At 36.4% G+C, this 24,381-nt stretch carries 23 protein-coding genes; 10 read left to right on the top strand and 13 right to left on the bottom strand.

The genetic code is table 11. The annotated features are described in order from the left end of the window. Position 1 precedes the first annotated feature (1 nt). Genes HIPMA_RS01750 through ubiE form a run of 3 tightly spaced genes read right to left on the bottom strand, consistent with a single transcriptional unit; the run spans position 2 to position 1,216 of the window. Complete coding sequence (locus tag HIPMA_RS01750; protein WP_013681360.1) at positions 2-328, bottom strand: type II toxin-antitoxin system PemK/MazF family toxin; 327 nt, start codon at positions 326-328, stop codon at positions 2-4. Continuing rightward, positions 306-521 carry a hypothetical protein gene (locus tag HIPMA_RS01745; RefSeq protein ID WP_013681359.1) on the bottom strand — a complete coding sequence of 72 codons (216 nt, stop codon included), beginning with the start codon at positions 519-521 and terminating at the stop codon, positions 306-308. The genes HIPMA_RS01750 and HIPMA_RS01745 overlap by 23 nt, the downstream gene beginning before the upstream one ends. An 11-nt stretch (positions 522-532) precedes the next feature. Then, on the bottom strand, positions 533-1,216 hold the full coding sequence (gene ubiE, locus HIPMA_RS01740; protein ID WP_013681358.1) for a bifunctional demethylmenaquinone methyltransferase/2-methoxy-6-polyprenyl-1,4-benzoquinol methylase UbiE: 684 nt from the start codon (positions 1,214-1,216) through the stop codon (positions 533-535). 99 nt (positions 1,217-1,315) lie between these two features. Here ubiE and HIPMA_RS01735 point away from each other — a divergent pair, with 99 nt between their 5' ends. Genes HIPMA_RS01735 through HIPMA_RS01720 form a run of 4 tightly spaced genes read left to right on the top strand, consistent with a single transcriptional unit; the run spans position 1,316 to position 5,764 of the window. After that, positions 1,316-2,431 carry a polysaccharide deacetylase family protein gene (locus HIPMA_RS01735; protein ID WP_013681357.1) on the top strand — a complete coding sequence of 372 codons (1,116 nt, stop codon included), beginning with the start codon at positions 1,316-1,318 and terminating at the stop codon, positions 2,429-2,431. Beyond that, positions 2,428-3,495, top strand: coding sequence for a glycosyltransferase family 4 protein (locus HIPMA_RS01730; RefSeq protein ID WP_013681356.1), 1,068 nt, complete (start codon positions 2,428-2,430; stop codon positions 3,493-3,495). The genes HIPMA_RS01735 and HIPMA_RS01730 overlap by 4 nt, the downstream gene beginning before the upstream one ends. Next, positions 3,492-4,478: a porphobilinogen synthase gene (gene hemB, locus HIPMA_RS01725; RefSeq protein ID WP_013681355.1), complete on the top strand. Its 987-nt coding sequence runs from the start codon at positions 3,492-3,494 to the stop codon at positions 4,476-4,478. The genes HIPMA_RS01730 and hemB overlap by 4 nt, the downstream gene beginning before the upstream one ends. Then, positions 4,475-5,764 carry a diguanylate cyclase gene (locus HIPMA_RS01720; protein WP_013681354.1) on the top strand — a complete coding sequence of 430 codons (1,290 nt, stop codon included), beginning with the start codon at positions 4,475-4,477 and terminating at the stop codon, positions 5,762-5,764. The genes hemB and HIPMA_RS01720 overlap by 4 nt, the downstream gene beginning before the upstream one ends. A gap of 6 nt (positions 5,765-5,770) precedes the next feature. Here the strand turns inward: HIPMA_RS01720 and HIPMA_RS01715 are convergent, their stop codons facing one another. Next, positions 5,771-7,303, bottom strand: a complete 1,533-nt coding sequence (locus HIPMA_RS01715) for a bifunctional ADP-dependent NAD(P)H-hydrate dehydratase/NAD(P)H-hydrate epimerase (RefSeq protein WP_013681353.1) — start codon at positions 7,301-7,303, stop codon at positions 5,771-5,773. Between the two features lie 63 nt (positions 7,304-7,366). Here HIPMA_RS01715 and HIPMA_RS01710 point away from each other — a divergent pair, with 63 nt between their 5' ends. Genes HIPMA_RS01710 through flgE form a run of 4 tightly spaced genes read left to right on the top strand, consistent with a single transcriptional unit; the run spans position 7,367 to position 13,891 of the window. Continuing rightward, entirely contained in the window at positions 7,367-9,259 is a 1,893-nt protein-coding gene (locus HIPMA_RS01710) for a flagellar hook-length control protein FliK (protein WP_013681352.1), read from the top strand. Between the two features lie 9 nt (positions 9,260-9,268). Continuing rightward, positions 9,269-9,949, top strand: a complete 681-nt coding sequence (locus tag HIPMA_RS01705; RefSeq protein ID WP_013681351.1) for a flagellar hook assembly protein FlgD — start codon at positions 9,269-9,271, stop codon at positions 9,947-9,949. Then, positions 9,946-11,715, top strand: coding sequence for a flagellar hook protein FlgE (locus HIPMA_RS01700; protein WP_013681350.1), 1,770 nt, complete (start codon positions 9,946-9,948; stop codon positions 11,713-11,715). The genes HIPMA_RS01705 and HIPMA_RS01700 overlap by 4 nt, the downstream gene beginning before the upstream one ends. Positions 11,716-11,731: 16 nt before the next feature. Continuing rightward, complete coding sequence (flgE, locus tag HIPMA_RS01695; RefSeq protein ID WP_013681349.1) at positions 11,732-13,891, top strand: flagellar hook protein FlgE; 2,160 nt, start codon at positions 11,732-11,734, stop codon at positions 13,889-13,891. Here the strand turns inward: flgE and HIPMA_RS01690 are convergent. Genes HIPMA_RS01690 through HIPMA_RS09525 form a run of 9 tightly spaced genes read right to left on the bottom strand, consistent with a single transcriptional unit; the run spans position 13,888 to position 23,105 of the window. Further along, positions 13,888-15,048: an amidohydrolase family protein gene (locus HIPMA_RS01690; protein WP_013681348.1), complete on the bottom strand. Its 1,161-nt coding sequence runs from the start codon at positions 15,046-15,048 to the stop codon at positions 13,888-13,890. The genes flgE and HIPMA_RS01690 overlap by 4 nt on opposite strands. Further along, positions 15,029-16,357 (bottom strand): MATE family efflux transporter, encoded by a 1,329-nt coding sequence (locus tag HIPMA_RS01685; protein ID WP_013681347.1) that lies wholly within the window; start codon positions 16,355-16,357, stop codon positions 15,029-15,031. The genes HIPMA_RS01690 and HIPMA_RS01685 overlap by 20 nt, the downstream gene beginning before the upstream one ends. A 7-nt stretch (positions 16,358-16,364) precedes the next feature. Continuing rightward, complete coding sequence (locus tag HIPMA_RS01680; protein WP_013681346.1) at positions 16,365-17,735, bottom strand: M23 family metallopeptidase; 1,371 nt, start codon at positions 17,733-17,735, stop codon at positions 16,365-16,367. A 2-nt stretch (positions 17,736-17,737) separates the two neighbouring features. Next, positions 17,738-18,256 (bottom strand): CvpA family protein, encoded by a 519-nt coding sequence (locus tag HIPMA_RS01675; RefSeq protein ID WP_013681345.1) that lies wholly within the window; start codon positions 18,254-18,256, stop codon positions 17,738-17,740. Then, positions 18,243-19,838 (bottom strand): Rqc2 family fibronectin-binding protein, encoded by a 1,596-nt coding sequence (locus HIPMA_RS01670; RefSeq protein ID WP_013681344.1) that lies wholly within the window; start codon positions 19,836-19,838, stop codon positions 18,243-18,245. Before HIPMA_RS01670 ends, HIPMA_RS01675 begins: the two co-directional genes overlap by 14 nt. A 29-nt stretch (positions 19,839-19,867) precedes the next feature. Continuing rightward, on the bottom strand, positions 19,868-20,068 hold the full coding sequence (gene rpsU / locus HIPMA_RS01665) for a 30S ribosomal protein S21 (protein WP_013681343.1): 201 nt from the start codon (positions 20,066-20,068) through the stop codon (positions 19,868-19,870). 42 nt (positions 20,069-20,110) lie between these two features. After that, positions 20,111-22,027 carry a replication restart helicase PriA gene (priA, locus tag HIPMA_RS01660; RefSeq protein ID WP_013681342.1) on the bottom strand — a complete coding sequence of 639 codons (1,917 nt, stop codon included), beginning with the start codon at positions 22,025-22,027 and terminating at the stop codon, positions 20,111-20,113. Further along, complete coding sequence (locus HIPMA_RS01655) at positions 22,027-22,911, bottom strand: PP-loop family protein (RefSeq protein ID WP_013681341.1); 885 nt, start codon at positions 22,909-22,911, stop codon at positions 22,027-22,029. Before HIPMA_RS01655 ends, priA begins: the two co-directional genes overlap by 1 nt. Then, the gene (locus HIPMA_RS09525; RefSeq protein WP_013681340.1) at positions 22,908-23,105 is read right to left on the bottom strand and encodes a hypothetical protein; all 198 of its coding nucleotides are present in this window, start codon (positions 23,103-23,105) and stop codon (positions 22,908-22,910) included. Before HIPMA_RS09525 ends, HIPMA_RS01655 begins: the two co-directional genes overlap by 4 nt. A gap of 61 nt (positions 23,106-23,166) precedes the next feature. Here HIPMA_RS09525 and HIPMA_RS01645 point away from each other — a divergent pair, with 61 nt between their 5' ends. Then, complete coding sequence (locus HIPMA_RS01645; protein WP_013681339.1) at positions 23,167-23,607, top strand: NfeD family protein; 441 nt, start codon at positions 23,167-23,169, stop codon at positions 23,605-23,607. 2 nt (positions 23,608-23,609) lie between these two features. Continuing rightward, a complete protein-coding gene (locus tag HIPMA_RS01640) occupies positions 23,610-24,347 on the top strand; it encodes a slipin family protein (RefSeq protein WP_013681338.1) in 738 nt (245 codons plus the stop codon). Positions 24,348-24,381: the final 34 nt, after the last annotated feature.

Below are 24,381 nucleotides of genomic sequence, written 5' to 3'. Positions count from 1 at the left end.
CTTAGAGCTCAAGTAGCTTTCTTAAAATATCTTTGGCTTTTTCTATGTCTTCCTCGTTCAATCTATCCATCTTTTTCTTAATATCCTTTCTGTTAAGTGTAGCTATCTTTGAAAGTCTAACATAGCTTTGTCTTAAAAGCCCTTTATCTCGCCAATTATTTATATACAGATCGGTATCTACATCTCTTTTTTGGGAGGTTATTTTACAGACGATAACATCTTCATCTCCTATATCTACCAACACCATAGCTGGTCTCATAACAGCATTGTTCATATTTGTAAAGGGAAAACCTATGATAACGATATCACCGAAAGAATATCTCGTCATTTAAAAAATCTTCTTCTTGCTCCCTGTCATAAAAAAAACGGTTGTAAACAATAACATCCCAGCAATTGCTATTCTCATTTATCACTACCTCAGCATCACCACCAAGCTGTTTAAGTTTATACACAAAAGCTTCCTTTTCTTCCTGACTACCACAAAAATGAAATCCAATCTTGCACTCAATACCCTTATTCATAGCACCTCTTTTTAAGGCTTAACGCCTGTGTGTATGAAGGAAACGCCAAATGTTAAAGCAAAATAGTTAACATCAACAAACCCTACCCTTTCCATCATACCCTTCAAAAACTCAACATCAGGAAACCGCCTAATCGAATTGGGCAAATAAGTGTAGGCATGAACATTACCCGAAATAATTTTACCCAAAAGAGGCATAACAGTAAAGGAATAAAATTCATAAAGCCGTCCAAAAAATTTATTAACGGGGGTATTAAACTCAAGTACAACGAGTCTACCACCTTTCTTTAGAACTCGTTTAAACTCATATAAAGCAGTAACTCTGTCAACTACATTTCTTATACCGAAGGCTATGATAGCCCCATCAAAGGTATTATCTTTAAAAGGCAGATATTCTGCCGGCGCACACACAAGTTCTATGTTTCTGTTTTTAACCTTTTTCTTGCCAACTTTTAGCATTTCTAAGCTTAAATCCACGCCAATAACAGATGAATCTTTCTTATCTTTTGTAATTTGAATAGCAACATCCCCTGTACCTGTAGCAACATCCAAAAATAAATTACCTTCAAGTAGAGAAACAGCTCTCTTGCGCCACATTTTGTCTATATTGAAACTCAGCAGGTGGTTTAGCAGGTCGTATGTCGGAGCTATAGATGAAAACATGGAGGCAATCTCTTTATTCTTTGCGCTCAACATGTTAGAGTTTCTAACAAAAATAACACAACAAAGCAAGAAAAATAGCATTCCTTTAAAAAAAATAGTATAAAAAAGTGAGATTAAATAAGGAGGTAGAGGATGCAGACAAGTATTCCGGTTTTGCTTTATCACCACATAAATTACGATGATGATGTATTATCTATACCACCTGAGTTATTTGAGGAACAACTAAAATTTTTAAAGGCAGAAGGATATGAAAGTATTACAAAAGAACAGCTCGGGGAATATCTGCAAAATGGCAAAAAGAGCTGGAAAGATAAAGCCATTTTAATAACCTTCGATGATGGGTATTTAGACACATGGGTATATGCCTATCCGCTGCTTAAAAAATACGGCTTTAAGGCGATGGCCTTCATCGTTACATGGACGATTGAGGAAGATGAGTATTGCGGTTTCAACCTTGAGGATTACTGGAACGGTAAGATAAAAAAAGAAAATATACCCAACTGCTCATCCACCTATTCTATAGATAATGGGTACAAAATAAAAACAGTAAGAAGGTTATGCTGGGAAGAAGTAAGGGAGATGGAAAGAAGTGGAATTATAGATATGCAACCCCATAGCAAAACCCACAGGAAAATATACGCATCAGACAAAATCATAGACTTTAACCACCCAAAAGATAAACTTTCAGCTTGGACAATGGTAAAAGGCGATGAAAGATTTGGAACGCCAGACTTTGAAAGAAAACCTGAGCTTGCGGGCAGAGAGTTTACAGCAGACGAAGAGCTAAGAAACAGATTATATCAGCACGTTATGGACAACGGTTTCATAAGCTTCTTTAAAAAAACTAATTGGAAGAATGAACTTTTTAAGATTGTCGATGAATATAAAAAAGAAAAAGGCACAGATAAAATTGGTGAATTTGAATCAGAAGAAGAACAAAGAAGAAGGATAAAAGCAGAATTGGAAGTAGCCAAGGGAGAGGTTGGATATGAAGTAAGAAAAAGATGTACGGCATTTTCATGGCCCTGGGGAGCTTATATTCCATTATCTTTAGAGATAGCAAAAGAGGTTGGGTTTCAATATTTATTCACAACAAAGCCCGGCTCAAATTCACCAGGCGATTCACCCTTTGAGATTAAACGCTTCGGCGTATGGAAAAAAGACCTGGATTGGTTTAAATCACGCGTTAGACTCTACTCAAAGAAACTTTTATCAAAAGCCTATGGAGCGGTTTATAGGAAGATATGAAAGTCTTGCATGTTGACACAGAAAAGGGTTTTAGAGGGGGTGAACAACAACTTTTATGGTTAGCTGAAGGACTAGCCCAGAAAGGTATAGATACGGCCGTAGCATGCATTGAAGATAAACTATACCTAAGATGTAGCGAAGCTGGAATAAAAACCATAAAACTCTCAAAGAGCAGAGTCAAAAACATAAAAAAACTAATAAAAATCTCAGATGATTTTGATATTATTCACGCCCACACTTCTAACGCCCATACAATTTGTGCACTTGCAAAGATATTTAAAAATAAGCCGTTAATCTACACCAGGCGAGTCGACTACAAACCCAAAGGGGACCCAATTACAAAGTTTAAGTATAAAATCACAGATAAAATAATCTGTGTTGCCCGTTATGTCTGTGAGGTTTTAAGGCACACTATAGGCATTGAGGAGCTTGTTGTAATCCACTCCTCGACCAATCCACTTTTAGAAAAAATGGTTGATCCAGAAAAGGTAAGAAACATAAAGAATCAATTTAAACCATTAAAAATCATTGGTACAGCAACGGCTTTGACAACCCAAAAAAACATACCAAACCTAATTGAAGCGGCAGAGATTGTCTTAAAAAGACGCAGCGATGTTGTGTTCTTGGTTGTGGGCGAAGGTGCCTTAAAGGATAAAATTCGAGAATTAATCGAAAGAAAAAAAATGGCCGAAAAATTTAAGCTCATAGGTTTTAAAAAAGATATAGAAAACTACATAAAAGCGTTTGACCTATTCGTTTTGCCGTCTGATTTTGAGGGCTTAAGTGGGGCAGTATTGAATGCTATGCTTCTAAAAATACCCGTTGTGTCCACAGATGCAGGCGGATTGAGCGAGGTGGTGTTTGATAAAGAAACAGGCATCTTGGTTCAAAGGAATAACCCAGAGATATTGGCAAAAGCTATAGAAACCGTACTTGAGGATAAAGATTTAAGAAAAAAGATAGTGGAAAATGCATATAGATTGGTCAAAGAAAACTTTTCCGTTGATAAAATGGTTGAAAAATATATAAAATTATATAAAGAATTATTGGAGGAAAAGCAATGAAATTTCCTATAACAAGACCAAGAAGGTTGAGAAAAAATCAAATAATAAGGGATATGGTTGCAGAAACTACTCTATCCATTGACGATTTTGTATATCCTATATTCGTGATAGAGGGTAAAGATATAAAAAACCCCGTTAAGTCAATGCCAGGCATTTATCAGTTATCTCTTGAACATGCAGTTGAAGAGGCAAAAGAAGCCTATGATTTAGGCATAAAATCCATAATACTTTTTGGCATACCAGAAAAAAAGGACGAAGTCGGTAGCCAAGCATATGCAGAAGACGGTATTATTGCAAAGGCAATTAACAAGATAAAATCAAAACTACCCGATTTGATAGTCATAGCCGATGCCTGCCTTTGCGAATACACATCGCATGGCCACTGCGGCATTTTAGATAAAGATGGTAATGTGTTGAACGACCCGACGCTTGAGCTTCTAAAAAAAGAAGCATATGTCTATGCCAAAATGGGCGCCGACATTATAGCGCCAAGTGGCATGATGGATGGCATGGTTAAAGCCATAAGGGAATCGTTAGATGAAAACGGATTTGAAGATGTGGCTATTATGTCATACTCTGCAAAATACTCATCAAGCTTTTACGGTCCTTTCAGGGATGCAGCAGAATCCGCTCCAGCATTTGGCGATAGAAAATCATACCAGATGGACTTTAGAAATGCCAATGAAGCTATCAAAGAAATAATGCTCGACATAGAAGAAGGTGCAGATTTTGTAATGGTTAAACCGGCTTTGGCATATTTAGATGTGATTAGAATAGCTAAAGAGCAATTTCCATATATGCCCATTGCTGCTTACAATGTAAGTGGTGAGTACTCTATGGTAAAAGCAGCAGGTAAAATGGGATGGGTGGACGAAAATTCTATAACCATAGAAATCTTAACAGCTATAAAAAGGGCTGGGGCAGATTTGATTATAACCTATTTTGCAAAGGATATGGCCAAACTAATAAGGGGGCAATCATGAAAAGAGTTCTGGTTTGCGATGATAGTACATTTACTCAAAAGATGATAAAAAGGGAGCTTGAAAGCTCTTTTGAGGTTGTTATCTTTTCAGATGGAAAAGAAGCATATGAATATTTAAAGAAGGATCCAAATTTCGACTTCGCCATAATAGATGGCGAAATGCCAGAGATGAACGGATGGGAGTTGATAAAAAAGATAAAAGGTGAGTTGGGTCTTATCGATCTGCCGGTCGTTATGCTCACAGCCAGCGACGGTGATTACTTTAAAAATCAGGCGTTTGATCTGGGCGCCTTTGATTATTTGAAAAAACCGTTCAAACAGGGCGAACTTTACGATTACATAAAGATGTTTTTTAAATCTGATGGGTTTTCAGCTGGCAGGGTATTGGTCGTTGAGGATTCAAAACTCCAAAACAAGACCATATCCCATCAGCTAAAGGAGAAAAACATACTGCCCATAAGCGCTTACAGTGGCGAGGAGGCCTTAAGATTACTGCTTGAAGGAGCAAATGTCGATACAATACTGTTAGATATCAACCTGCCCGGAGCCAGCGGTTTTGAAGTGGCCAAAGCCCTAAAAGAGGATTCAAGGTTTAACTGGATCCCGATCATAGGCATCACAGCAACTAAGGATGAAGAAGGTATAGAAATAATGAAAAATGCATTTGACAGCGGCGTTGACGATTTCTTAACAAAACCATACTCAATTGTGGAGTTCTATGCAAGGATCAAAGCCAACATACACAGGGCTAAACTCATTGAACAGCTAAAAGAAGAGGCAGAGCTGGATTTTCTAACAAAGCTATACAACAGAAGGTTGATGTTCAGATTTCTTCAGCACCACGCACAGCTAAGCAAAAGAAACGGCGAAGCCTTATCGTTTCTAATGATAGATATAGACAAATTTAAGACGGTTAACGATACCTACGGACACCAAAGCGGAGATGAGGTTTTAAAAGAGATGGCTAACATCATAAAGGAAAACATAAGAAAGAGCGATATAGCCTGCAGGTTTGGAGGTGAGGAGTTTTCTGTGCTTTTAATAAACATATCACCTCAGGATGCCTGCAGTGTCGCAGAAAAGATAAGAAATGCAACAGAAAAAACAGCAATAAGCATAAATGGTCAGGATATCCACATAACCATATCGATCGGCGTTTCGTCTCTAACAGATAAAGACGACATAAACAGCTTTATAAAAAAAGCTGACGATGCGCTGTATAAGGCAAAGGAGGCAGGCCGAAACAGAATATTCTTAAACGACGGTTTATCTGTTTCAGCCTGTTAAGGGGAATTACTCCCTTACACTCCTTATAGCTTCGTTTATTCTATCTATAACATCAGAAGGTGTTAAACTTTCGTATGTAATTCCACCCTCAATGGCTAAATCCGCTGCCAAACCATGTAGATAAACACCATTTAAGGCTGCCTGCAGCGCATCATAACCCTCTGCTAAAAATGCGCCAATCATACCACTTAACACATCGCCGCTGCCACCTGTTGCAAGGCCCTGATTGCCGGTTGTGTTGATATAGAGCTTACCATCTGGCGTTGCAATTAGCGTATCTGCCATTTTTAGAACAAGATATACGCCATATTCTTGTGCAAATTCAACAGCCAAATTCAACCTATCCTTAAGCACATCCTTTGTCTGAATGCCCCTTAAGCGTGAAAACTCCTTTGGATGCGGTGTTAGAATAGTCGGCAACTTCCTTGCCTTTAGTTTCTCAACACAAAAAGACAGACAATTCAAACCATCGGCATCTATTACCATAGGTTTGTTGATTTGAAGTAACTCCTCAGTAAGTTTTTTTGTAGATTCAGTTATACCAAGTCCCATGCCAAAACATATGGACGATTTATCTGACACAAACTCAACAACGCTATCTATGGAGTTTTCTGAGAAAAAGCCCGACTCATCATCCGCAGGGTAGCTCATAGCCTCAAGAAGCCTTGATTCAAAGGCTGTATTTATAGATTTTGGCACAACAGCGCTTACAAGACCCACGCCGGTCTTTAATGCAGCCTTAGAAGCCATTATAACGGCCCCTGATTTACCCAAAGAGCCACCAACTACAGCCAAATGTCCAAAATTACCCTTATGCGCTGTTGGGCTTCTAAAATCTAAATATATCTCATCCTTATCCAGGGCTATAAAGTTAGGGTCAAATTCATCTATTACATGCCTCGGCGTTGAAATATCCACAACCTCAACATCACCTGAATACTCCCTGCCCGGATATAGAAAATGACCCGGTTTTGCAAGTGCAAATGTAGGGGTTAGATCGGCTTCAACGGCTACGCCCATAACCTCGCCTGTATCGGCTTTTATTCCACTTGGAATATCAACACTGACAATAAACGCTGGTGAGGTATTTATGAGCTCTATAGCTCTTTTGAACCTGCCCTCAACGGGTCTAGATAGGCCTGTGCCGAATATACCATCTATGATAATATCGCACTCCCTGATAAGCTCCTCATTGAAATCATCGTCATTCTGCACAAATTTATAGTCTATGCCCATGTTTTTTACTATATCAAAGTTGGTTTTGGGTGAGGGGTTGAGTTTGTCCTCATCAATCAGCATATAAACAAAAACATTGGCACCGTTGTTATATAGATGCCTTGAAATAGCCAAAGCATCACCGCCATTATTACCGGCACCAACAAAAGCAGCAACCAATGCCCCTTCAATACTGCCGTAATATTCCAGTATTTTATAAAAAGATTTGATAGAAGCATTCTCCATTAAAACTATATCAGGTATGCCGGTTTCAATGGCTTTTTTATCCATCTCCCTCATTTGAGCAGCAGTAGATAGTTTCATTTTAACCTCCTAAAGGAACATTTTTTGCTAATTAACCATCAGCACAAAAGTGCGAGGTGAAAAATGCTAAAGGTAGCTTTAATTGAAAGTATAACATCAAAACAGACAACATCAAGACAAAAAGAAGAAAAACCATCGAGCAATTTTAAAGAAACATTAGAAAAAACCCTAAAAACCCAGACAAAGAAAGAGGGAAAGATATTAGAAAAAACAACACCTAAAGAAAAAAAATCGGACAAAAAAGATAAAAAAGAAACAGAAAAAAACCAAGAGAAAAACCTATCAGTTTTGACTGCAACTTTAGAAAAAACTGCCAATCAGAGAAATAAAATAGCAAAAGAAAAAATAAATAAACCACATAATACAATGCCAAAGCTTCTTGGAGTAGAACACCAAAATAGAAAGCATATAAATACTCAAGCAAAGACAAAAACCTCAATAAAGCCTAAACATATAGGAGATAAGCAAAAAATCCAAAACAATTTTAAAGAAGCTATAAATCAGCAAGCAAAAAACCAACACATTGAAGAAAAAGCAACAACGGAAACCAACAAAGTCAAAGAAAACTCAAAAGGCAAGATAGTTTTGAAAAATAAAGTCCAGAAAAAGCAACAACTATCCAAAGAAAAGTATCAAAAAACCAAAGTTGCTAATGTCAAAGAAGAAACCGCCAAAAAGCAAATAAAACAAAAAGATGGACAAAAAAACCAAATAATGAGGGAAAATACACCCAAAATAGTAACCCATTCCAATAAAAAAGAACAAACAGCAACATTCAACAATCCAAAAACAGCAACCCATATACATAAAGAAGGCAAAATGCAAAAAAACATCCAAGTAGAAGAAAAAACACAAAAAGAAAGTAAAACCAAGAAAAGTCCAAAGATAGCCACCAAAGAGTATAAAAAAACGGCTATTAAAACAGATAAAACAGAAAAATTAACAAAAGTATCACAAAAAGAAAAAATAAAAACACCTACAGCCCAGAAAGAAGAGGTTTTAAACAAAACTCAACAAGAAATTAAAACAGAAAACAAACCAAAAGGCGTAAAAGGTATACTGCAACATGAAACAGAACAACCTCAGACAGTAATCAATCAAAAACAGACACAGCCAAAGGCAAAAAACATCCAGCTTGATACAGAAAATATAGACCAGATAAAGCAACAAAAACAGATACCAGATAAATTAAGCACAAAAGATAAAACAGAAAAAGAGATTAAGAAAAAATTGCCGAAAACAGAAATTAAAGAGAAACAGAACTTAACAGAAGCCCGGAATGATATCCAACAAAAAAGCCAATTTAATCAAATCAAAAAAGGGTTCTCGAATACAACAGAATTAGAAAATAAACAAAGCCAAAAAGTTTATGTGTATAAAGATGTAAAAATAGAGCAACCAACAAGAGTGGAAAAAACCACAAATGATACAACAATTTCAACCATTAATATACAGCACCAAAGTCAGCAATTGCAGGATTTTCAAACTCAAAAAACAATTTATCCAATGGATAAAGTTATAGAGCACATAGATAAACTAATAAAAATGAAACCACCATTTACAAGGAGTTTAAGCATAACACTAAATCCACCTCAATTAGGAAAAATAGAATTAAAAGTGGCTTTAGATAAGGCAAAATCCATAACGGCTACAATAAGCGTTCACAATAAAGATATATACAAAACAATAACCACGCACATAGACAATCTAAAGGAATATTTAACATCACAGGGATTAAAAATAAACAACATAGATGTCCACAACTCATTTAATGAAAACTTAAACAATCAATTCTCAAATAGCTCTGGAGGATTTGGACAGCAAAACCAACACAATGCTCAACAGGAATTTAGTTTCTCTCAATACTATCCATTTGAAACTCAACAAGAGGATCCAAATTTTGCAAGGAATATAAATATAGGTGTTCAAAAAAAAGGCTTAGATATAAGTGTATGAGGTGAAGATATGGATATAGCAAGCATAGCAAATCAAGCTAATATTGCAGAAAGCATGAATTCGGATAAGGTTGCAAACCCTAAGGCAACAATTGATAAAGAAGGTTTTTTAAAATTACTTGTTGCGCAACTACGTTATCAAGACCCACTAAACCCTATGAATAATGACCAATTCATTCAGGAAAATACAATGTTTTCCCAACTTGAACAGCTGATGAATATGTCTAAGTCGATGAATAAATTCATGGGAGATTTAAAGGGTAATCCAAAAGAGTATGCAGCAAGCTATCTAGGCAAATACATCTCAACAGGAGAAAATAAAATAAATGTAAGTTCAAATTATATAGATAGAGTGAATTTTACCTTAAGCAAAGATGCTAAGGTAACCATACATATATCAAACAGCAAGGGTGAGGATATAGCAGATATAGATTTAGGAAAGGTTAAAGCGGGGGCTCATTCATACACATGGAATGGAAAAGACAACAAAGGCAACAGCGTAGCAAACGGCGTATACAGCGTAAGGATAGATGCAGATTACGGGGATGGTGTACCTGTGCCATTGGATAGAAGCGTGGGAAAAGTGGTATCTGTAAAATTCGATGCAGATAAAACAATACTCATAACAGATACAGGGAAAATCATCCCACTCTCTGAGGTTCAAAGTATATCAGAGGGAGGTAGCCGATGATAAGAGCACTCTATACATCAAGCAATGGTTTGTTTGAGCAACAATTGGGTGTGGATAGCATAACGAACAATATAGCAAACGTAAACACAATAGGTTATAAGAAAACAAGGCCAACATTTGCTTCACTGCTATACCAAACACAAAAATTAGGCATGCCGGGCGAAAATCCAATGCAAATAGGATTGGGTGTAAAACTCCAATCAACAGACACCATAATGAGCGAAGGCACATTAATAACAGGAAACAAAGATACAGATTTAGCCATAGAAGGAAAAGGTTTCTTTACTCTTCTTGACCCATCAAGTAAAGATAGCGCTTCTTATTTATTTACACGTGCTGGTGATTTTTCATTCGACGCTGATGGAAATTTGGTTAACCCTAATGGATATATGGTTGTTGGATGGTTAGCAGAACAATCTCAGCAAGGCACCGGCTATTATATTCCAGAAGACCCCACAACAGGCCTACCCACGGGGACTATTCAACCTATAAATATATCAAGCTATGAAGATGTTCCAGCCGTTGCTTCAACTTACATTCGATTCAAGGCAAATTTAAATTCATCAAGCAAAGTAGACGAATACTCACCTCTAAAAACTTCAAACGACCCAACTTTAAGGGTTAATTTTAACTCGGTTTTCAATAGCAACGGCGAACTACTAAATGCACAGGATGGGGATAATTTTCAAATAAGCTATGACGGCGGAACTACATGGCATACATATGAATACGACAACGATGGAAATGTAAGTGCTGGAGCTGAGGGATTCACAACCATAGATGACCTTTTGAGCAATATGCAATCTGATGTAGTGGCAGACGGTATAACAGCAGAAGTTAGTTTTGAGGATGGACAGGTAAAAATAAAAAATACAGGGAACAATGATATAAGCATAAGAGTAAGGCCAACAACTGAAGACCCAACGTTCCCTACACCCCAAGAAAATCAGAAATTAACCACAGTATTCGAAAATTTAAATCAAGTAGTAGAGCCAGGAGAAACCATATCAAGCCAAAATATGGAAACCGCCACCCACATCGTCCACTCATTCTTTTACGATTCAACAGGAGACAAACACAAAATAGATGTAACCTTCTACAGAATAAATCAAAATCAATGGGCATATGAAGTTAGTCTACCCAACAACGACGGCACTGTGGCCAATAACACAGGAGTTGTAAGTTTCGACAAAAATGGAGGGCTTGATGTAAACACACAATCACCAACCGTAAATGTAACATTAAATAGCGGTGCTCCACCCACACAACTGCTTATAAACCTCTGGAATACAGACAGTGGGGGCTATGAAGGCAATCAATTTACAGGTTTAACACAGTTTGCCATGGACTCAGATACAAGTTTTCAGGATCAGGATGGCTCACATTCCGGAATCCTACAAAAGGTTTTTGTAGATAGAGATGGAAACATAATGGGAACATATTCAAATGGAAACTCATACTCAATAGCCAAGTTGGCAATATCTAAGTTTATGAACCCTCAAGGTTTAAAGAGAGAAGGAAAAACAATGTTCAAAACTACACCAAATGCAGATTCTGAGGATGTTTTATCCTCATATGGCTTCATAGGTGTGGCAAACGAGGGAGGTAGAGGTATGATACTCTCCAATCATTTAGAGGCAAGCAATGTAGATTTAGGAGAGGCTTTTGTAAATCTAATAGAGTATCAAAGGGGATTTGAAGCCAACTCAAAAGGGGTAACAACAGCCGATCAATTGCTTCAAACTGCTATTCAACTAAAAAGATAATAGGAGGTAAAAAACCATGTTAAGATCGCTATGGAGTGGCGTTTCTGGATTAAAATCAGAACAGCAAGGAATGGACGTTGTAGGAAACAACGTTGCAAATGTTAACACAATAGGCTTTAAAAAAGGAAGAATAAATTTTGTAGATGTATTAAGCCAGACTATGAGTGCAGCAACGGGACCTGAAGGCAACATAGGAGGAAAGAATGCAGCGCAGATAGGTCTGGGCACTACTGTGGCTGTTGTGGATAATATATTCTCCCAGGGAAGCCTTCAGGCTACAAGTAAAATTACAGATCTTGCAATACAGGGAGATGGATTCTTCGTTGTAAGCGATGATGGAGGAAAAACCTATAGGTATACAAGAGCCGGCGATTTTTCATTTGATGCCGATGGAAACTTAGTCAACCCCGAAGGCTTTATAGTGCAGGGATGGCTTGCAAACGAAGAAACCCACAAAATAAACACAGCTGCAAGCATAGAAAATATAGTGGTGCCCCAAGATAAAACCGTTCCTGCTGGAATAACGAAAAATATCTCCATAAAAGCTAATCTAAATGGAGGTGATACAATAGAGGAAATGGCACCAGCACATGGAACCGTTGATGAAAATAACAATACTGTTGAACCAGACGATATGTCCGTTCTCTTCGATGTAAATGGTGAGGCTATAAATCTTGGAAAAACAATAGCAACATTTGCAAACAACAGCACCTCCTTTAGTAGTTTATATGACATTAATGGCAATCAAATTCAGCTATCAAGTGGTGCAACAATATCTTTAGATATAACATATGGAGGCACAACAGCAACTGCCACTGTTAGCTATCCATCGGACTTCAATACCTTGGGAAGTCTTGCTTCGGCTTTGGGTAATGCTGTAAGTGCAGCAATTGGAACAAGGGTAGCAAGTTTTACAATAACCCCAGATGGTGAAATTCAAATGAAAAACTTAGCATCATCTGATATAACCGTTGCAAATATTGCCACAACAAACGACCTAAATAGCTATCTAAAGCATGGGCTTATAAATTTAGAGGGTGGCGAGGGCAGAAGCGCCACAATAGAGGCTGGAAAAACACGAACAACACTGCCTTTTCTCTCAGCAAAAGGGGATGTTCTTGCAATGAGCTTTGATGGTGGTGCAAATTATGATGCATATCGATATGTTCAATCCGATACAGGAACTGCAAACAATGATTTTCATACTATAGAAGATCTAAGGGCAGAAATAAACAACGATATTGTTAATGGAGGAAACGGTGAGGCCTGGGCAACTTCATCTACCTCCAGCGATTGGGTTACTATAGATCCAACATCGGGAGAGATAGTCATAAAAAATAACAGTACAGATGACCATGTAATCGGAGCCGTTTACTCAAATAATCTAAAATTTGCTACAATAATGGGAACTTTGTCTGGGTTGGTTGGAAATGGCTCTGAGGTTACATCACAGCCATTTGAGGCTGCAGTTCATGTAACATCCATAGATGTATACGATTCATTGGGAAACAAGCATACGGTTACATTTACATTCAGGAAAAAGTCATTCGATCCTATAACAAATTACACAACATGGTCATGGCAAGCCTCAGTTCCCGAGCCAGGTGAGGTGTCAAATGATAACGGAGAGATACAATTCGACCAAACAGGTAAGCTCGTATATCTATCAAGCCCGTTGGCCATAACTGTGGATTGGAGAAACGGAACGGCATCTCAGGTTATAAACTTAGATTTCGGGGATATAGATTCATTTGATGGTTTAACCCAATTCTCTCTACCAAGTCAAACAACAGCACAAACACAGGATGGTTATCCCGGCGGTAGTTTACAAAGAATAATGATAAACCAAGACGGCGTGGTAGTGGGTATATTTTCAAACGGCAAAAGCTATCCACTTGCACAAATAGCCATGGCAAAATTCGCAAACAATGAAGGACTTATGAAAGAAGGGGGCTCCATGTATTCAGAGACGGCAAACTCTGGCGCTCCATTAATCGGAACAGCAGGTACGGGCGGTAGGGGAACATTCGCACCAAGTCACTTAGAGATGAGCAATGTTGATTTGGCCGAGGAGTTTACCAACATGATAATCTACGAAAGGGCATTTCAGGCTAATTCACGTAGCATTACAACATCAGATCAAATGATACAGGAATTACTCAATCTCAAACGTTAATAAGGAAGGGGCAAATAGCCCCTCTTTTGCAATATCTCATCAAGAGGATTGGATGAGTTGGCAGCAATAAAATAAGGTTTAGCATAAAACCCTTTAAAAAAACCTAATTTAACCCTTAAAGCTTTAGCACCACCGCTTGTAGCCCATCTAAATATGCTTTCACTTTTTATATCGGGAAAATGATCTTTCAAAAAAGCCATCTCGTTTAAAATATTTAAATCCCAATTACTTGCCAAACTATCGGTGCCTATAGCTATATTTAGTCCGCTTTTTTCTATTTTATATACATCAGGTAGTTTTCTTGAAATATACCAGTTGCTCCTTGGACATAGAACAACACTACCATCTATGCTTCTTATCATCTCCAAGTCTTCATATTCTGCCTCTGTGCAATGAACAAACAAGCCTTTAGGTTTCAAACACCCAAGCTTTTTAAGATAATCCCAAATGTTTTTATATTCAAAACTGTAATCTAAAAGGCCCAACTCTTTGAGAAATATATACAATTCACCTTTGCCTGAAATAAACTCCTTTTCATATTTGCTCTCTAAAAAATGCAAACTCATAAAATCGGTTTTGGAACAAAGATATCTCATTAAAATGGGATGAGATGAATAGACAGCATGGGGTGTTAGTTGAATTCTTATAGGCATTCTGCTAAGCATCTCGCCTTCTTTTTCTAATTTATCTATTGCAGAAAAGGCTCTTTCTAAATTCAATGAATAGTTCTCGTAAAACACAACAGAGAGTGGCAGCTTTTTGCTAAGTCTATCAATGCTAATAAGAGTATTCGATATATCCCCCACAATGGCTACACCATTTTCTATTAGTTCATCAATCGATTTATCCATATTTTCTAAAACTACATACTCTTCATATCTGGATTTATTCGACATCACAGAAGCAAGCCATTTAACAAAACCGCCAAAAGCTTCTGTTTTGCCTTTTAGGTAAGAAAGTTCAAGATGGGTATGGGCATTAACAAATCCGCAAAACAAAACACCCTCACCTAAGTCATTAACCTCAAGCTCAATGTAAGACTTTCTAAGTTCATCATATGCACCCACATCCACCACACTACTACCATTCACAACAACTGCAAAATTTTCTTTAAGGTTAAGCCCGTCAAATAAATATTTAGCTCTTAGAAATCTCATAGATTGCCCTTTTTATATTTAACTTTAGCAAAATTGTATTTGCAACAAAAGCTGTGAAATTTGATATAGCAATAGCCATCCATATCCCATGTACAGAATAAAATCTAGACAAAACATAAGCAAGCGGAATAAGGAAAAACCATAAATTGAATAAATTTACCATACTCGGCCTTTTTGTATCGTGCAATGCCATGGAAGAACGAGATGCTATAGTTGAAGCTATAACAAACGGATAACTTATAAAATAAAAAAACAAAACATCTTTACAAATGGCAAAAACCGTTGAATCTTTAACAAACAAAGACAGCAAAAAATCCCCATTCAAATAAAGAACAACGTTTAAAATCCCTACAAACACAAGGGCAAATGTTATTGCATACCAAGGAGCCTTTTTGATTCTTTCTATATTTTTTGCGCCAAAATTCTGTCCAACAACCACAAAGGATGCATTTGCTAACCCAAAAACCAGAAATAGTAAAACCTGATAAACCCTTATAACAACAGAATAACCGGATATTGCAATCTGGGATATTGAGCCTATTATTTTTATCAAGACAAGCATGCTTATTATTCTGAAAAATAGATGCAAACTAGCATAAACACCTTTTTTTATAATTTTTTTTATAACCCTTAATCTAATTCTAAACGCTATATAAAACCCTTTAGAAAAAAGTAGATAATATTGAAAAATTAACCCAATAAAAATTGAAACAACAGTAGAAAGAGCGGCACCCTTTATACCCATTTTGAGATAAAAAATAAAAAGCGGATCCAAAGCAGCATTCAAACTATTAGCCAGAACCATTACTGTTAAAGCCAAAGAGGGCATAGAAATAGAGCGCAATGAAGAGTTATTCAAACTAAACAAAAAATTAAACCCAAGACCCAGAACAGCTATGGACAAATATTGATAGGCATAAGAATATACCATGCCTTCAAGCCCAACCAAAGAAATAATCCTACTTAAAAAAGCATAAAAAATAGCTATCAAAATAATAGACAGAGCAACAATAAAACTAAATGTGTTAGAATAAAAAAAATAAGCCCTACTAAATTTTTTCGCCCCCCAAAAATAGGACACAAATATGCCGCAAGCTGTAGATATACCTATAGAAATTGAATATAAAACCATCATAATTATACTTGAGCTAACCAAGGCTCCTATAGCCAAATATGAAATCCTTGAAACAAAATAAGTATCTACAAGATTGAAGAGATTCTGAGCCGCCATCTCCAACATCATAGGTATAGATAGAAAAACTATACTTCTAAGAAGCGGTTCTTTGGTAGGATCTACCCTCTTGAACACGTCGTTACTATTGATTTATTAAAGACAGGCGTGTTCTGGATTCATCTATAACTTTATAAATGTGGGTTTTTATCCAATTCCTATCCCACCACTCAATAGGATTAACGTAGTAGCCATCTACAACTATATCAAAATGAAGATGATCTCCACCCGCCAAACCAGTAGTATCTGTAATAGCCACATATTGCCCTTTCCTCACATAAGAACCCTCTTTAACAAGGAATGTTTGCAAATGCCCATATAGGCTAAATACACCAAAACCGTGATCTATAAGCATGGCGTTACCATAGACACCTAAATACCCTTCAAACACAACCCTGCCGGAATTGGCTGCGTTAACCCTTGCATTCCTTATGCTTGCTAAATCGTATCCTTTATGATATTTAACATCTACAAGTTTACCATTGTAATAATAGAGCCTTTTATCGTTAAATGTAGCAGTGACCTTCGAATCTTTAAGCTGCTCAAACCTACCCTTCCATAGAAATTTGGATTGAGAAGAAGAGCAAATCTGTTTTATTTTTGCTGCGTTCTTAGCTCTAACAACATCGTTAACTAATAGGAAATCTCCAAGCAACGTTTCTTTTTTGGATAAGCCCTCCCTCTGGAGTATAGTCCAAACTTTTGTTTTTATAAAGCCATCTGTTATTTTAATCTTGCTTTTTCTTATGGGCTTTGAATTGTAATATACTGGTATATGCACAACTGATATATTGCCCGCCTTATCTGTAGCGTATATATCCGTTGAATAATCCTTAACCTTTGAAAGTCTGTAGGTAAAAAAACTCATATATACATGGGGATTTGAGAATACTTTATCGGCTCTGTAGGCTTTGAATTTATCCAATACACCATCGTGCCTAACACCAAGATATATATTCGACAGATTTACATCATTCACATAGAAAACAGCCAAAGCCGTTCCACCTACACTTATCCTGCCAGTGCCGCTTAAGAGTATTACTTTAGGCGGCGTTGAATCAACCACAACAGGAAAAGAAATACGCTTTGTAAATCCATTTAAATAGTTAGACTTACTGTAATCTTCAATCTCTACAACGAATGTAGCCTTCCCTTCTGGAACAACTTTGTTAGCTTTAAAATTTAGGTTAAAACTCCTAACAAAAGGATCTGAAAACCTCTTCTCAAAAAGCACAACATCTGTATTCAAAGAGATTATTTTAACTTTTATAGATTTTATACCGGCGTATCTGTCATTTACATGTATTGATATCTCTTTATTGGGTGAATAATAGGCTTTCGGGCTATCAACTACAATGGATATCCCATTTCCTCTAATCAAAGGCGTATATTGATATATACCATAAACAATAGCTATAATTAGGAGTAAGAATGCTAAAACCCTACCCTTTCTCATTTTTAGCCCCCTGACTTCTTGATAATTTTCTGATTTTTAAGTCTATTTATGAGTCTAACCATCTCAATATTATCCAACCTCTTATCAACAAATGCATAAATATACGAACCCCTCTTCATTTGTATTGATAATTCCCTAAAAGAAGGAAAGGTATCTAAAACAAATGCAACAACTGCTATTATAAGCAATCCTTTAAACGCACCAAATACAAAACCAAAAAACATATCAAGACCACCAAGCTCTATCTTCTTTGCCATAGAAGAAAGTATATAGCCCAAGAATATCAAAATTAGATAAATAAATAAAAAAACAGAGAAAAATGCAAAGCCGTAGGCAACAACGGGTGATACCGAAATTGTATGAACTATATAGCTGCCAAAACCTCTACCGAACACATGAGCACCAAAAACACCGCCAAACAGAGCTGCTAAACCAAAAACCTCTTTTATAAGCCCTCTTATAAGACCTCTAACAGCCAAGACAAGTATAAAAAGACCTAATGCTATATCAACTACATTCATCCTTCTTTACCCTTATTGTTTTGAAATTTGTATAAATTACCATTCCCATTTTTGCATGCTTAGGCTTTCTCACGTATTTTGCAAGTGTATAATCTACATCCACCATCTCTGATTTTTTCGCTTTACTCCTACAAGCAACAATCCGTGCAATTTTCATTTTAACATCATCGTCTATATCTTGCAACTTTGACGGCGTCTTTAATATTAAATGCGCCGAAGCTATGTTCTTTGCATGAAACCACAAATCATCTTTGGAGGCAAGCTTCAGGCTAACAATATCATTGCCTCTGGCGTTCTTGCCTATATACACATCATAACCATCAATATTTATATGCTCATAGGGCAAATAATCCTTTTTTGTTTTTTTCCTGCCTTTAGTGTAGAGCTTTACTACACCCTCCTTTGATGCTATCTCTTTCACATCCTCAAAATCATCCATTGTGGTAGCGTTTTCTAAATCAAAGATGAGCTGATTTAAAAAATCTATCTCCATAAGGGTTTCTTTAAGCCTATCTTTAACTATGGAAACACTATGTTTCGCTTTTTTATATTTTTTGTAGTAATTCTGGGCATTATCAAATAGATTTAGATTGGGGTTTAGCGGAATCTTTAAAGGTTTTTTTGTATATAAATCCTCAAGCTCAATAAAGTTCCTATACCCTACATCCAAATTTGGTTTTGCAAACAGGTTTTCAGCATAAATTCTATACTTCTCGTAATTCTCCGCCCTCTTTAGCTCATCTTCAACCTTCTTAAGTCTTCTGTTTAACGAACCCAACCTTCTTGTAAATACCTTTTTTAAGTTTGATTTTAAGTTCTCAAATCGTATCCTTTGAGGTCTAATAACAAAAAGCTCATACAGAAAGCTAACATCCAGCTTTCTTATAGCGTATGGCAAATAAAAAGGGTAAACCTCATTTTTTGGATACAGATAAAGCTCAAACTCACCTTTATCAAATGCTTCCCTAACAGTTCTTATAAAAGCTAAAAACTCATTATCATTCTTTATCATTCTTCTTAAATTCAGAGGAAATCCAAGTATATCCTCAGAGTGTTTAAATCTAAGCAAGAGCTTTTTTATATCATCCCTCAAAACATCTGGCATATCTGAAACCGGCGGAGAATAAGGCTTTTTTGAAAGTAATTGTCGGGAGTTATCCAAATACTTGTATGCCTGTAATACCATATCATTTCCATTAAGTAAAACTAAATTACTGTTTCGCCCCATAATTTCAAAGACAAGCTTAAACTTAGAAACCATTAACCCCCTTTTGTCCTCAAAAATAAAATAAGCAACCCTCTCTGAATAGTTCTGCTCAATATTCACAAGCTTTAAACCCTTGAGTCTCTTCCTTAAAGATACAAAGAAGTTCAGTTCATCCTTTACAGTTTCTCCTAAAACTCTATCAAATGGCATTAAAAAACTATTTTGAGGCAATAGGCTAAAGAAAAGCCTATGTTTCTCATCAAAAAAAGATATGCTAAAAATACCTAAAGGGTGGAAATCTATCTGTTTTAGCCTTTTATTTATGAATATCTTCTTGGATAACTCTATGGCGTATTTGAATAAGTAGTGATTCATGAAGAATAAAAAAGAAGAGGTAGCGCTTGCTACCTCCTTTTCATCATTTTGAGGCGTTTAAGGAGCTTTTTCCTTGCGGCCAAAGCTTTCTTCTTTCTTCTCTCACTGGGCTTTTCGTATCTCTCCCTCTTTTTAATCTCTGAGAGTATACCAGCCCTTTCACACTGTTTCTTGAATCTCTTTAAAGCTTCCTCGAAGTTCTCATCTTCTCTAACAATAACGCCTGGCAATCAAATCACCCCGCTTTCTTTTCTTTATCTTATTTAATTATATTAAAAAAAGCTAATAGGGTCAACATCAAAATAGAGACCCTCTTTTGAATAAAGCTGCTCCTTTATGAAAGATATATCGTTTACAATAGATAAACTTTTTATAATTATATGATATCTATATTTGTTTCTCAATTTAAATATAGGACATTTTGATGGGCCTAATAGATTAAGTCTTTTGCTTAATTTATCTTTGGCGAAATTTATAAGCTCATATGACTTTTCCTTACTTGTAGATTCAGAGATAACCCTTATAATCCTTTTAAATGGTGGATAACTCAATGCCTCTCTAAGTTTCAATTCTTCTTCTGCAAAACCTTTAAAATCGTGTCTTTTTATAAACTCAACAAACGGATTATCTTCAGAAGAAAGTTGAATGATAACCCTTCCCGGCTCCTTTCTTCCGCTTCTCCCTGCCGTTTGCATAATCAGAGAAACTGCTCTCTCTTCAGCCCTAAAATCAGGCATCACAAAAAGAGACTCAAAATCAACTACAACGACAAGCCCTATCTGTGATATATCATGCCCCTTAGACAACATCTGCGTGCCTATAAGTATATCTATCTTGCCAGCCCTTAAATCATTCACTATCCTCTCAAATGCGCCCTTTCTTGAGGTTGAATCCCTATCAAACCTTTCAATTTTAGAATCTGGGAATTTTAAACTTAGAACCTCCTCCACCATTTGAGAACCTACGCCCCTCTGAAGAACATTTGGGGATCCGCATTTGGGACATTTATCAAATACTTCAAAAGAGCTGTCACACCAATGGCATTTGAGTGTATTCTCACTTTTGTGAAATTTTAAAGATACGCTACAATTGGGACATAAGAAAACATAGCCGCAATCACCGCAGACCAGGTAGTTAGAAAAGCCTCTTCTATTTATAAGAACCGCAACCGTCTTGTTGTTTTTAAGGGTGTTCTCAATAGCATCAAGTGTATCTTGAGCAAATATTTCACCCGATTCAAGTCTTACAAACTCAACATCGGGAAGTTTTGTTTTTCCTACTCGTTTTTTCATCTCAAATAGCCTAAACTTACCTGTCTTGGCCTTGTAGTAGTCCTCAAGCAAAGGAGTGGCAGAGCTCAAAATCACCGGTATTCCTATCTGTTTTGCCCTGTATATTGCTATATCCTTGGCATTATAAAGCGGCTGGCTATCCTGTTTATACGACTCATCATTTTCTTCATCCACCACAACCAAACCAACATCTGTAAAATTCGAAAAGATTGCAGAACGAGTACCTATCAAAATAGGTTTTAAACCTTTATTGAAAGCAAGCCAATTGTCGAATTTCTGTTTTGGCGTAAGCCTTGAGTGAATTATACTTAAAAACTCATGAGAAAACCTAAAGGAAAAGACCTCTATATATTGAGGGGTTAAGGCAATTTCAGGCACAAGTACAACGGATTTTTTGCCGTTTTTTAAAACCTCCTCAATTAAGCTTAAATAAACTTCCGTCTTCCCACTTCCAGTAACTCCAAATATGAGGTTTACCGAAAATTCGTTTAGTTTTATGCTCTGAATTATGTTTTTTTGCTCTTTGGATAACTCAAAAGGCCGCTTGTTAAAAACAGGGTTAGAGTTTTCTACTTCTAAATCTATGCCGTTTTTGACTCCAAAAAGCTTTTTAGGAAGGGCACTTTTTAGAAATAGCCCCTCTTTGCTTAAAAAATAGAATGAAAAAAACTTGAGCGTATTTAAAAGTTCTTTAGTTATTACAGGCTTGTCGTCTGGTACATCCAATATAGGTTTTGCATTGTAGTCTGGTTTTTCGCTATCTGACCAAACAATTCCAATTCTTTGCCTACCTTTAAAATCAACCAAAACCCTGCTGCCTAACTCTATATGCCTATCGCTTTTGTACACAAAACCTCTATCTATAGCCAAAGGAAATAAAACCCTATAGTAAAACACTAAGCCAGACCCTTAAGTCTACAAACAAAACAAACCTCACCAAATGTAGGATACCCACAAACCCTGCAACGAGTGAGCTCCTCTTTGTTTTTCTTGTTTAAGAGTGGTCTTAAATTTTTCAAAAACCCTTGATAAAAGTCAATTTTTGTTGCAGGTGAATCATACTCTATCCTATTTAAATGCCTTTTGTATGTAGAAAATGTTGCACCCTTGCTGAAGGGACAGCCGCTGGTCAAATAATCTATATTTTTAAAAAATGCATAAGCTGCTATTTCAAACTCCGTTAATCTAAAAAATGGCTTCACTTTTTTTAATAAACCTTCCTCAGAAGGCAATACAGGGGATTGATCCTCTAAATACTCCATTTTCCAATGTAAAACATTGGAAAACAGTCTTGATGTTTCATCGTCCAAGTTATGTCCGGTAGCAAGCACATCAAACCCACCTTTTAAGCCTTCGGTATTAAAATAATAACGCTTAATTCTGCCACAAACAGCACATGCAGGCCTTTTTATTTTTTTAACCACTTCTGGTATAGGAATACCCTCTTTTTTTAGCTCAACCACCCTAAGAGGGGCATCAAACCTATCAGAAAAAGCCTCAACTTTACTCCTTGCAAGCTCACTAAACCCCCCTATCCCTAAATCAACAAACAAAGCTGTAGTATTATAGCCAAGCTCAAGCAAAGCCGACCATAGAGACATACTGTCTTTTCCGCCCGATACGGCAATAAGAATCTTATCTTCTTTATCAAACATCTTAAATTGCTTTACAGCTTTATTGAGTTGGTTATAGAAAAAAAGCAAAAAGCAATCCCTACAAAAAGCAGCATTATGGCTTTTTAGTTCAACCTCAGCCTCTTTCTTGCATCTTATACACTTCATCCTTTGGAATACACCACCCTTAATATAATCTCTTCGTCATCTCTTAAAACAATATCCCTTGTAAGCAGTCTATTTTTATTGATGACAAGTACCTCAAAAGGCAAAAAATCGAGTTTCTTTAAAATTTTCCCGACACTTATAGGTGTCTCAAACAGTTCAAACCTATCCGTTCCTTCTACCCTAACCTTAACCATAGCCCCTCTATTAAAACATAAAATATTGCATTTTCAAGATAAATTATATAGATTTAAATTGATGCGTCTATTTATTGAATTCCTTATAGTATTTTCTTTTGTGCTTGTAATAATAGAACTCATAATCAACAGTGGAGGTATTTTTGCATTTAGTGGAATAACCGCATTCATATTTAGCATGATCCTACTTTTTATAATGGATGTGCAAATTCCAAAGCTATTTTTGGATATAACAATACCATCATTTATAGTTCTATCCACGATAAGCATAATTGCTGTTATTCTGGCATATAAGGCATATAAAAAGAAACCCATAATAGGTGAAAACGCTATGATAGGCAAAGAGGGGCTCTGCATAAAAGAAATAACCCCCCACAATGAAGGTCAAATAGAAATCAATGGCGAAATATGGCGTGCAACATCAAATCAACACATAAAAAAAGGTGAAAAAATTAAGGTAGTATTTCAAAATTCTTTAAAATTAACAGTAAAAAGGAGTTAGTAATGTTTTTCTTTGTCTTAGTAGCAATAGTGGTAGCCGTATTACTTACATCTATTAGAGTCATAAAAGAATACGAAAGGGCTGTAATATTTAGATTAGGAAGAGTTATTGGAGCAAAAGGTCCAGGTATATTCTTCTTATGGCCTATAATAGATTCCATGACAAAGGTAAATCTTAGACTCATGACCGTGGAGATTCAACCTCAAGATGTTATAACCAAAGACAATGTAACAATAAAAATCAGTGCCGTTGTTTACTTTAAAGTTGTAGATCCAGTGAAAAGCGTTATTCAGGTAAACAACTATTTCTATGCCATTGAGCAGCTATCCCAAACTACCCTAAGGAGCATTTGCGGTCAGGCTGAACTCGATAAACTTTTATCTGAAAGAGAAAAGATAAACACGGAAATTCAAGAAATTTTAGACAAACATTCGGATAGCTGGGGGGTTAAGGTAACATTGGTTGAACTAAAGCAGATAGACCTACCCCAAGACATGCAGCGAGCTATGGCAAGACAGGCTGAGGCAGAAAGAGACAGAAGGGCCAAAGTTATCTCAGCAGAAGGTGAGTATCAGGCAGCAAAAAAACTCAGGGAAGCCGCTCAGATTATATCAGAATATCCGCAAGCATTACAGCTGCGCTATCTACAAACCCTAAATGAAATATCAGCAAAAAACAATACAACTACAATACTCCCCATACCACTAGATTTAATTAGGGGTTTCTCACAGAAAGAATAACTTAAAAAATTATTTATTTTTTAATATTTTTGTG

It is taken from the genome of Hippea maritima DSM 10411 (assembly GCF_000194135.1).
Classification (GTDB): Bacteria; Campylobacterota_A; Desulfurellia; order Desulfurellales; family Hippeaceae; genus Hippea; species Hippea maritima.
This window is presented reverse-complemented; position numbering and strand designations above follow the sequence as displayed.

What these genes read in the sequence shown, in the direction of transcription:
- HIPMA_RS01655 (WP_013681341.1), bottom strand. Translation starts at nt 22,911, where the DNA reads ATGAAGTGTATAAGATGCAAGAAAGAGGCTGAGGTTGAACTAAAAAGC.
- ubiE (WP_013681358.1), bottom strand. Translation starts at nt 1,216, where the DNA reads ATGTTGAGCGCAAAGAATAAAGAGATTGCCTCCATGTTTTCATCTATA.
- HIPMA_RS01640 (WP_013681338.1), top strand. Translation starts at nt 23,610, where the DNA reads ATGTTTTTCTTTGTCTTAGTAGCAATAGTGGTAGCCGTATTACTTACA.
- HIPMA_RS01745 (WP_013681359.1), bottom strand. Translation starts at nt 521, where the DNA reads ATGAATAAGGGTATTGAGTGCAAGATTGGATTTCATTTTTGTGGTAGT.
- HIPMA_RS01645 (WP_013681339.1), top strand. Translation starts at nt 23,167, where the DNA reads ATGCGTCTATTTATTGAATTCCTTATAGTATTTTCTTTTGTGCTTGTA.
- HIPMA_RS01730 (WP_013681356.1), top strand. Translation starts at nt 2,428, where the DNA reads ATGAAAGTCTTGCATGTTGACACAGAAAAGGGTTTTAGAGGGGGTGAA.
- HIPMA_RS01720 (WP_013681354.1), top strand. Translation starts at nt 4,475, where the DNA reads ATGAAAAGAGTTCTGGTTTGCGATGATAGTACATTTACTCAAAAGATG.
- HIPMA_RS01675 (WP_013681345.1), bottom strand. Translation starts at nt 18,256, where the DNA reads ATGAATGTAGTTGATATAGCATTAGGTCTTTTTATACTTGTCTTGGCT.
- HIPMA_RS01715 (WP_013681353.1), bottom strand. Translation starts at nt 7,303, where the DNA reads ATGAAACTATCTACTGCTGCTCAAATGAGGGAGATGGATAAAAAAGCC.
- HIPMA_RS09525 (WP_013681340.1), bottom strand. Translation starts at nt 23,105, where the DNA reads ATGGTTAAGGTTAGGGTAGAAGGAACGGATAGGTTTGAACTGTTTGAG.
- HIPMA_RS01670 (WP_013681344.1), bottom strand. Translation starts at nt 19,838, where the DNA reads ATGAATCACTACTTATTCAAATACGCCATAGAGTTATCCAAGAAGATA.
- HIPMA_RS01700 (WP_013681350.1), top strand. Translation starts at nt 9,946, where the DNA reads ATGATAAGAGCACTCTATACATCAAGCAATGGTTTGTTTGAGCAACAA.
- HIPMA_RS01750 (WP_013681360.1), bottom strand. Translation starts at nt 328, where the DNA reads ATGACGAGATATTCTTTCGGTGATATCGTTATCATAGGTTTTCCCTTT.
- HIPMA_RS01690 (WP_013681348.1), bottom strand. Translation starts at nt 15,048, where the DNA reads ATGAGATTTCTAAGAGCTAAATATTTATTTGACGGGCTTAACCTTAAA.
- HIPMA_RS01735 (WP_013681357.1), top strand. Translation starts at nt 1,316, where the DNA reads ATGCAGACAAGTATTCCGGTTTTGCTTTATCACCACATAAATTACGAT.
- hemB (WP_013681355.1), top strand. Translation starts at nt 3,492, where the DNA reads ATGAAATTTCCTATAACAAGACCAAGAAGGTTGAGAAAAAATCAAATA.
- HIPMA_RS01680 (WP_013681346.1), bottom strand. Translation starts at nt 17,735, where the DNA reads ATGAGAAAGGGTAGGGTTTTAGCATTCTTACTCCTAATTATAGCTATT.
- flgE (WP_013681349.1), top strand. Translation starts at nt 11,732, where the DNA reads ATGTTAAGATCGCTATGGAGTGGCGTTTCTGGATTAAAATCAGAACAG.
- HIPMA_RS01705 (WP_013681351.1), top strand. Translation starts at nt 9,269, where the DNA reads ATGGATATAGCAAGCATAGCAAATCAAGCTAATATTGCAGAAAGCATG.
- HIPMA_RS01710 (WP_013681352.1), top strand. Translation starts at nt 7,367, where the DNA reads ATGCTAAAGGTAGCTTTAATTGAAAGTATAACATCAAAACAGACAACA.